Genomic DNA, 6,734 nt, shown 5'->3' with positions numbered 1-6,734 from the left:
CGAAAATCCGCCTTACAGCAGTAAATCCAGCTCTTCCTTCCATCTCTAAGCACGAAAGCGTCCGCCTCCCTCAGCATGGCCCAACCCCAGCCCCCATTCCATCAAGGGCCATGCTTACAACAGCAGTCGGAACCCCTCCTCCTGCCCTCCCCTGCACCAACTGAACACTTCCGCCAGAGGACCATCAGAGTGATCTTTCTATGCGGGTTTTCAGCAGCCTCGAGAGCAGAGCTTACCCTTTTCCCCTATAATCTACGAAACTCTCGCGGCGAGAGGCCGGTTATCTTTTTGAACATTTTGGACAAATGATACATATCGGCGAAACCACAGCAGTCGGCGATTTCCTCCAAGTTCATGGAAGTGGATTTCAACAACAGCTGAGCCTGTTGAATGCGCATATGGAGCAAGTACTGATAGGGCGATACGCCGTATTTCTTCTTGAACATCTCGTAAAAGCGGCTGCTCGTCATTCCGGCTCGGCTGGCCATTCCATCTATCGAAAGCGGTTCGTTCAAATGCTGCGTCATATAGGCGGGAATCCATTCCAATGAGGCAATGCCCTGGGGTTGAGCGGGGTTCCATTCGACATACTCCCGAAGGATGGACAAGATCAACTCACTCGCGAGCGAGCCGGCCTCCAGCTTGTTGAAGGGAATGTGGCTTTGCCAAAGCCCGATCGCTTTCAGCATCGTTTCCTTGAAGCGGACCTCCTGCGCGATCCGAATAACAGGGGGCACGTGAATCCCCTCGAAATCGTTCAGTCTGGGCTGCATTTGGTCTTCGTATTCCCCTAGCTCTGCCATCCCGTGTTGAACGATCATACGAGTCTCGCGGTCAGCCTGGTAGAACAGGTCCAATATCAGGAAGGAACAGAACAGCTCGCCCGTGCTGGTCTGAGCATGCACCTGCCCCGGCTGGATGAGAACCAGCTTCCCTTTTCCCACCTCAACTTGGTCCCCATCAACATGAAACGTGCAACTTCCCTCCTGAATATAGATCAGCTGATAGTCAAGCAGCCTGCGGTCCCCTGGACGAAACGGTTTTTTGCGCACGATGTGTCCCGCTCTACGGATATACGGCACGAGCTTCGGGTACATTTCGACAATATGAGCCACTGGAACCGCCCTGCTTTCAAGAGGATTTGATAAGTTTTCATCATGGTTTAACATGGTTCCGTCTCTGAAGAGCTAATATGATGTAATTGTTACTATATTGGAATTCGGAGGAATAGACAATGGCTGAGCTGAAAACAACGATCATCAGGAAGTATGAAGAAGACGGCTATGTTCATGTTCCGGCTGCACTATCACCCATAGATCTGGAACCGATGCGGGGAGTGGTTGCGCGTGCAGTGGATCAACATGCCAGGGATTTGCTTGCGGAAGGCGTCATTGCGGATCTCTTGGAAGGGGAAACGTTCGAACGCCGGTTGGCTGCCATTTATCAGGGGCGGGATATTGGACTGCGGGACTGGAACGACGCTCTCTTTGGCCGCGAGCTCTACGAACTGGTGACGCATCCCGGCATTCTGGATGTGCTGGAACAAGTTCTCGGTCCGGAAATTTCGTTTGACGGCGCTTTCCATCTGCGGCCCAAGCTGCCGGAGAGCAAGCTTACCGCGTTCCCTTGGCACCAGGACAGCCAGTATTATGGCAGCCCGACTCAGCATATGCACATCGTGACGGTCACGATCTCGCTCGTGGAATTGACCGAGGACAACGGCTGCCTGTGGATGATCCCGGGCAGTCATCGCTGGGGCTATCTGGAGGGAGAGCGAGGAGCCGATCAGAACTTCGTCACGTACGAGAATGTGGAAGAAAGACATCCTCCTGTTCCTGTTCCCATGAAGCTGGGCGATATTATGCCCTTCACCAACTTGACCTTCCATGCCAGTCGAATCAATCGGACCAACGGTGTGCGGTGGACGCTGGATATTCGCTATAGCCCGACGTTTGGTTCCCGTCCTGTATCCGGATTGGAGCGCGAGGCATACGAATACCGCCTTGGCAAGTTAAAGGCGGGGGGACATGTCCCCTTTGTTGTGCGAAGCCGCGAAGGCCGTACAATAAGCTGGGAGGAATGGAAGGCGTCTGTAGAGTGGCTGAATCGAAAAAAATAATCCAGGCTGCAATACTCGGTGGAAGGAGACAGAAGCTATGATATTGGTTGAAGAACCCCGGAGAAGCTTGCCCGTCATTGCGGATGTGGATGTGCTGGTCTGCGGAGGCGGGCCTGCTGGATTTATTGCCGCCATAGCCGCCGCCCGCAGCGGAGCGCGAACTTTGCTGCTGGAGCGATACGGGTTCCTCGGCGGTATGGCTACCGTCAGCCTGGTCGGCCCGATCTCGAAGTTCCGCTGTCAGGGAGAGCTGATCGTAGGCGGCATTCCTTGGGAATTCGTCGAACGGTTGGCTGCCAGGGATGGAGCGCTGCTCGATTTGCCGAGCGGCAACGTTCCGTTTGATCCCGAGCTGTATAAGCTGGTCGCCATGCAGATGGTGCGGGAGAGCGGAGTCGAGCTGTTGCATCATGCCTACGCGGTAGGATGCATCAAGGATGCGGCCGATGAAGGAAGACTGACTCATGTCCTCATCGAGAGCAAGTCAGGCAGACAGGCGATCGCTGCCAAAATGATTGTGGACTGCACCGGCGACGCCGATATTGTGGAATTCGCCGGATTGCCTTACGAGCGCAGCAACACCGATCAGGGAGAAACACAGCCCATGACGCTGTACTTCCGGATGGGAGGGGCTGATACGGAGACGATGGAGCGGCTGGTGATGTCGCATGATCATGTGCGGTATACGATCCAGCATCTGAAGGAAGCTATGGGCAAGGCGCGGAGCGAAGGAAAGCTTCCCTTGTTCGGAGGCCCGTGGATCCAGCACGGCAGCACGATCCGACAAGGAGAATTGTCGGCGAATGTGACGAGGTACCCGGGGAATGCGGTGGATGTCCGGAGTTTGACGGAGGCGGAATGTACGACCCGCCAGAACATGTTCGATTTGATTCCTTTTCTGAAGGAATCGATGCCGGAGCTGAAGAACGGACATTTAATCTGCTCCGGCACTCAGGTCGGCGTCCGCGAATCGCGCCGAATTATCGGGCTGTTCAAGATGACCAAGGAGGAAATCCTGCACAGGGTGGACTTCCCGGATACGGTCGCCAAGGGCGCCCATCCGATCGATATCCATTCGGCCAAGGACAATTCTCAGGAAGTAGTCTTTATCAACGAAGCTTACAACATCCCTTACCGATCGTTGATCCCGCTCGGATCCAGGAACGTACTGGTTGCAGGCCGCTGCATCAGTGCATCGAGAGAAGCATTCGGCTCCATCCGAGTGCAGGCCCAATGCATGGCGCTTGGTCAAGCAGCGGGTACGGCGGCGGCGATGTGTTCGAGCGAAGGCATCGAAGCCGCGGAGCTCGACGGTGTCGCGCTCAACCGTCGCCTGCTTGAGCAAGGTGCGATCGTATAACGGCGAAGGCGGAGGGCACCCCATGAAGGATGCACTTCCATTCATCTTAGGGAGGATGGGGACAACAATGAGTGAAGGAATGAGAGCAGTCGCTCAGGAGCAAAAGGGAATCATTTGTCAGGAAAACGGCGTCTACTTGAGTGCGGTTAGCCTAGCAGCGACGAAACAGGGACTTGTATGCATATTCCGCCGGTCCGACCAACACTGCGCTACCACGACCGATATCATGATCACCCGCTCCGGCGATAACGGGAGTACATGGACGGCTCCGGACCTCCTGGCCCATGCGGACTGGCAAAACGACGAGGCTATTTATGTGGCGCCGGAGCTCAATCGGCTGAACGACGGACGACTGGCACTGATCGTCGATCGCGGTGTCAGGCGATACGAGCAGGAATGGGCATCGCTCTACCATTGGCAGCTGCCTGAACGCGGCATGAGCAATTATGTGTTCTGGAGCTACGACGAAGGACTGTCGTGGGACGGGCCCCATCAGATCGACCGAATCGGAGGCGAGCCCGAACGTATCCATCTGTTGTCAGACGGCAGCTTGGTCTACACCGCCACGCAGTCGGCTAGACGGACGGACGAACGGGTTGTTAGTGCGAAGCCGATGGGTTCCCTCGAATCTTATGCTTATTACTGCAATGTCGTCATGGCTTCCATAGACGGAGGCAAGTCTTGGGAGCAGCGGTCCGTGTTGGCTGACGATCAGCTCTATTCCGACGTCGAAGTCGGTCTGGTGGAGCTCGCTCCCGGCACTCTTATGGCCGTCTCCAGATGCGGCGATATGGGCGGAACAATGGGACAGCCGTCACGGATGCGAATCAGCGTGGATTACGGCCGTACATGGAGCGAGCCGACCTTGCTGCCGTTCTATGCGCAACGTCCCATTCCAGGCATGCTTCAATCCGGACGCATCTTGATCACTTATCGCAACTTCTGGGGAACAAGCGGCAACTGGGCGGTTGCCTTCGATCCGCGGGAAACGCTACCCTATGAGCCTGCTTCCTTTATCTGGGAGGAGCATCGCTGTCGTATTTTAGATGGCGTCATGGTTATGACTACGGGCGAGAGCTCGGATCCTAAGCCGGAACGGGGCACTTATGCTGGAACAGCAGGAGCGGTAGCCTTCGCCTGTTACCCTGCGGAAGATGCGGCGAGTCGTGTGGAGATCGAAGCGGAGCTGCGCGTGCTGGAGGCAGATATTCATGGCTGCTGCATCAGTGTGGGGTGCTGGGTCCGATTCGAGCCGGGGAGAGTGTGCCTTGGCGACAGCCCCGAGGTCGGATTCGAGCTGGATACGCAACAGTGGCATCAATACAAGCTTGTACGGGAAAATAGTCACTTATCCATTTGGGTGGACGGTACGCTAAAGCTCCATACCTTCATTGCCGGATTGGAAAACCGGTATGTACATTTCGGCAATCGCCAGTCCGGCATCGCCCACTTCCAGCGGAATCATGCGGTAAGCATGTGGAAGTCGGTATCCGTCTCCGTGCACAATCGTGACGACGCTTCGATCGATTGGAGCTGGCATGCTGCCCAAGGCTACCCCGACCCGTTCCGTCGAGAGCGGATTGTATGCCTGGATCGCAACGGCAGCTTCTTCCACGGAAACAGCGGATATGGGGGCTGGACTCAACTGGGAGACGGGACCGTCGTCGTTGCCGATTATACAAGCGGAAGCGATCCTGTTGCCGATATGCCTTTCATCAGGTGGTATAAGCTGATCGAGGGGGTGGACATATAAACCATTGCGGACGGCTGTCACATAGTCAGTCAAGCTCTCGCCGCAATGCTTCTTGAAGAAGGCGGACAAGCATTGCGGCGTCAGCCCGACCTCATCGGCCAGTTGCGGTTGCGTCAAGCTGAACTGGCTCTTCCCGTAGCGCTGCTCCATTCTCGTAACCCCTGTATGCAGACAGGTAAAGCCAGACAGCAGTTGACGATGGATTCGAAATTCTGTACGATGGCTTTGAAAATGGCGGACGGGGCGTGTGGGACGATGAAAATGAAACCGAACATCAAGCAGGTCGCGCAAGAAGCGAATGTGTCTACGGCAACGGTCTCAAGAGTGCTGAACCGGTCGGGCTATGTGAGCGACGATGTCGTGCAACGCGTGTACGAGGCCGTGGAGAAGCTGGGTTACCGGATGAATGCGATCGCGCGCAGCTTGAAGCAGGACCGGACGCAGACGATCGGCGTAATCGTGCCGGATATTTCGAATCCTTATTTTATGCAGCTGGCGCGGGGGCTGGAGGATGTCGTGCAGGCGGCGGGGTACCATCTGATCTTCGGGAGCTCGGATGAGCGGGCGGAGAAGGAGGATAAGCTGCTCGAGCTGATGCACGGCCGTCGGACGGATGCGATCGTGCTGGCTTCCGCTTCGCGGCGCGGGTCGGAGCTGCTGGAGCCGATCACCCGATCGGGGACGCCGGTGCTGCTGATCGATCGCCGGATCGAGAATGAGGGCGTAGAGCTGGATACGTTCGTCGAGTCGAATGCGAAGACCGCATGTGCTCTGGCCGAGAAGCTGATTGAGGATGGGCACAGGAGCATCGGGGTCATCCATGGGGGCAAGGTTGCGGCAACGGCGGTAGAGCGGCTGGAGGGTGTGGAGGAAGCTTTTCGCCGGCATGGGATCGCGTGGCGTCCGGAGCTGGCTGTCGACGGGAAATACTCGGAAGAAGGCGGGGCGGCGGCGGCGAAGAGGCTGTTGCAGATGAAAGAGGATCGGAGGCCGACCGCGATTTTGTCGCTCAACAACGTGATGTCGTTCGGGGCGTTATTGGAGCTGGCGCGCATAGGGGCGAATATCCCGGGAGATGTGGCGTTGGCGTCATTCGGCGAGCTTCCGGCGGCTGCTTTATGGAAAAACTCGCGTATTTGGGCGGCCGTGCAAAAACCGTATGCGATGGGAAAAGCGGTAGGCGAGCGGCTGTTGGAGCGGTTTGGGGAGGACGAGGAAAGGAGCGGCGAGAGGGCTAGAATCGTGCAGGAAGTGTTCGAACCGATGCTGGACAGGCTGAAGTAAATCTCGTTGACTGAAAAGGGCGAGGAAGCGGGTGGCAAGAGGCTAGAATTGCGCAGGAAGCGTTCGAACCGGTGCTGGACAAGCTGACGTGAACCCCGTTGACGGATCGGTGAGGGCGTAGTAGGATGAATGTGTAATCGATTACACACACCTCATTGAGCATTAGCAACACATCGCAGATGCAATCATCTTATACACTTTTTCCAAGGGAGAGGATA

The 6,734-nt window shown here is 56.3% G+C and carries 5 protein-coding genes; 4 read left to right on the top strand and 1 reads right to left on the bottom strand.

Annotated features, from left to right (window positions below; translation table 11 throughout):
- Positions 1 to 245: 245 nt before the first annotated feature.
- On the bottom strand, positions 246 to 1,115 hold the full coding sequence (locus PKO02S_RS17305) for a helix-turn-helix domain-containing protein (RefSeq protein ID WP_164821513.1): 870 nt from the start codon (positions 1,113 to 1,115) through the stop codon (positions 246 to 248).
- 119 nt (positions 1,116 to 1,234) lie between these two features.
- Between PKO02S_RS17305 and PKO02S_RS17300 the strand changes: the two genes are divergently transcribed.
- The 4 genes from PKO02S_RS17300 (at position 1,235) to PKO02S_RS17285 (ending at position 6,516) form a co-directional block, all read left to right on the top strand.
- On the top strand, positions 1,235 to 2,119 hold the full coding sequence (locus PKO02S_RS17300; RefSeq protein WP_127585091.1) for a phytanoyl-CoA dioxygenase family protein: 885 nt from the start codon (positions 1,235 to 1,237) through the stop codon (positions 2,117 to 2,119).
- 37 nt (positions 2,120 to 2,156) lie between these two features.
- Positions 2,157 to 3,479: an FAD-dependent oxidoreductase gene (locus PKO02S_RS17295; protein WP_127585090.1), complete on the top strand. Its 1,323-nt coding sequence runs from the start codon at positions 2,157 to 2,159 to the stop codon at positions 3,477 to 3,479.
- 67 nt (positions 3,480 to 3,546) lie between these two features.
- Complete coding sequence (locus PKO02S_RS17290) at positions 3,547 to 5,232, top strand: sialidase family protein (protein ID WP_127585089.1); 1,686 nt, start codon at positions 3,547 to 3,549, stop codon at positions 5,230 to 5,232.
- A gap of 255 nt (positions 5,233 to 5,487) precedes the next feature.
- Positions 5,488 to 6,516 carry a LacI family DNA-binding transcriptional regulator gene (locus PKO02S_RS17285; RefSeq protein ID WP_246067100.1) on the top strand — a complete coding sequence of 343 codons (1,029 nt, stop codon included), beginning with the start codon at positions 5,488 to 5,490 and terminating at the stop codon, positions 6,514 to 6,516.
- Positions 6,517 to 6,734 lie beyond the last annotated feature (218 nt).

The organism is Paenibacillus koleovorans NBRC 103111, from assembly GCF_004000845.1.
In the GTDB taxonomy this organism is placed as follows: Bacteria; Bacillota; Bacilli; order Paenibacillales; family NBRC-103111; genus Paenibacillus_AA; species Paenibacillus_AA koleovorans.
The sequence above is the reverse complement of the archived record's forward strand: the minus strand, read 5'-3'. Positions and strand labels throughout refer to the sequence as shown.

Coding starts and splice junctions, on each gene's coding strand:
- PKO02S_RS17295 (WP_127585090.1), top strand. CDS start 2,157: ATGATATTGGTTGAAGAACCCCGGAGAAGCTTGCCCGTCATTGCGGAT.
- PKO02S_RS17290 (WP_127585089.1), top strand. CDS start 3,547: ATGAGTGAAGGAATGAGAGCAGTCGCTCAGGAGCAAAAGGGAATCATT.
- PKO02S_RS17285 (WP_246067100.1), top strand. CDS start 5,488: ATGAAAATGAAACCGAACATCAAGCAGGTCGCGCAAGAAGCGAATGTG.
- PKO02S_RS17300 (WP_127585091.1), top strand. CDS start 1,235: ATGGCTGAGCTGAAAACAACGATCATCAGGAAGTATGAAGAAGACGGC.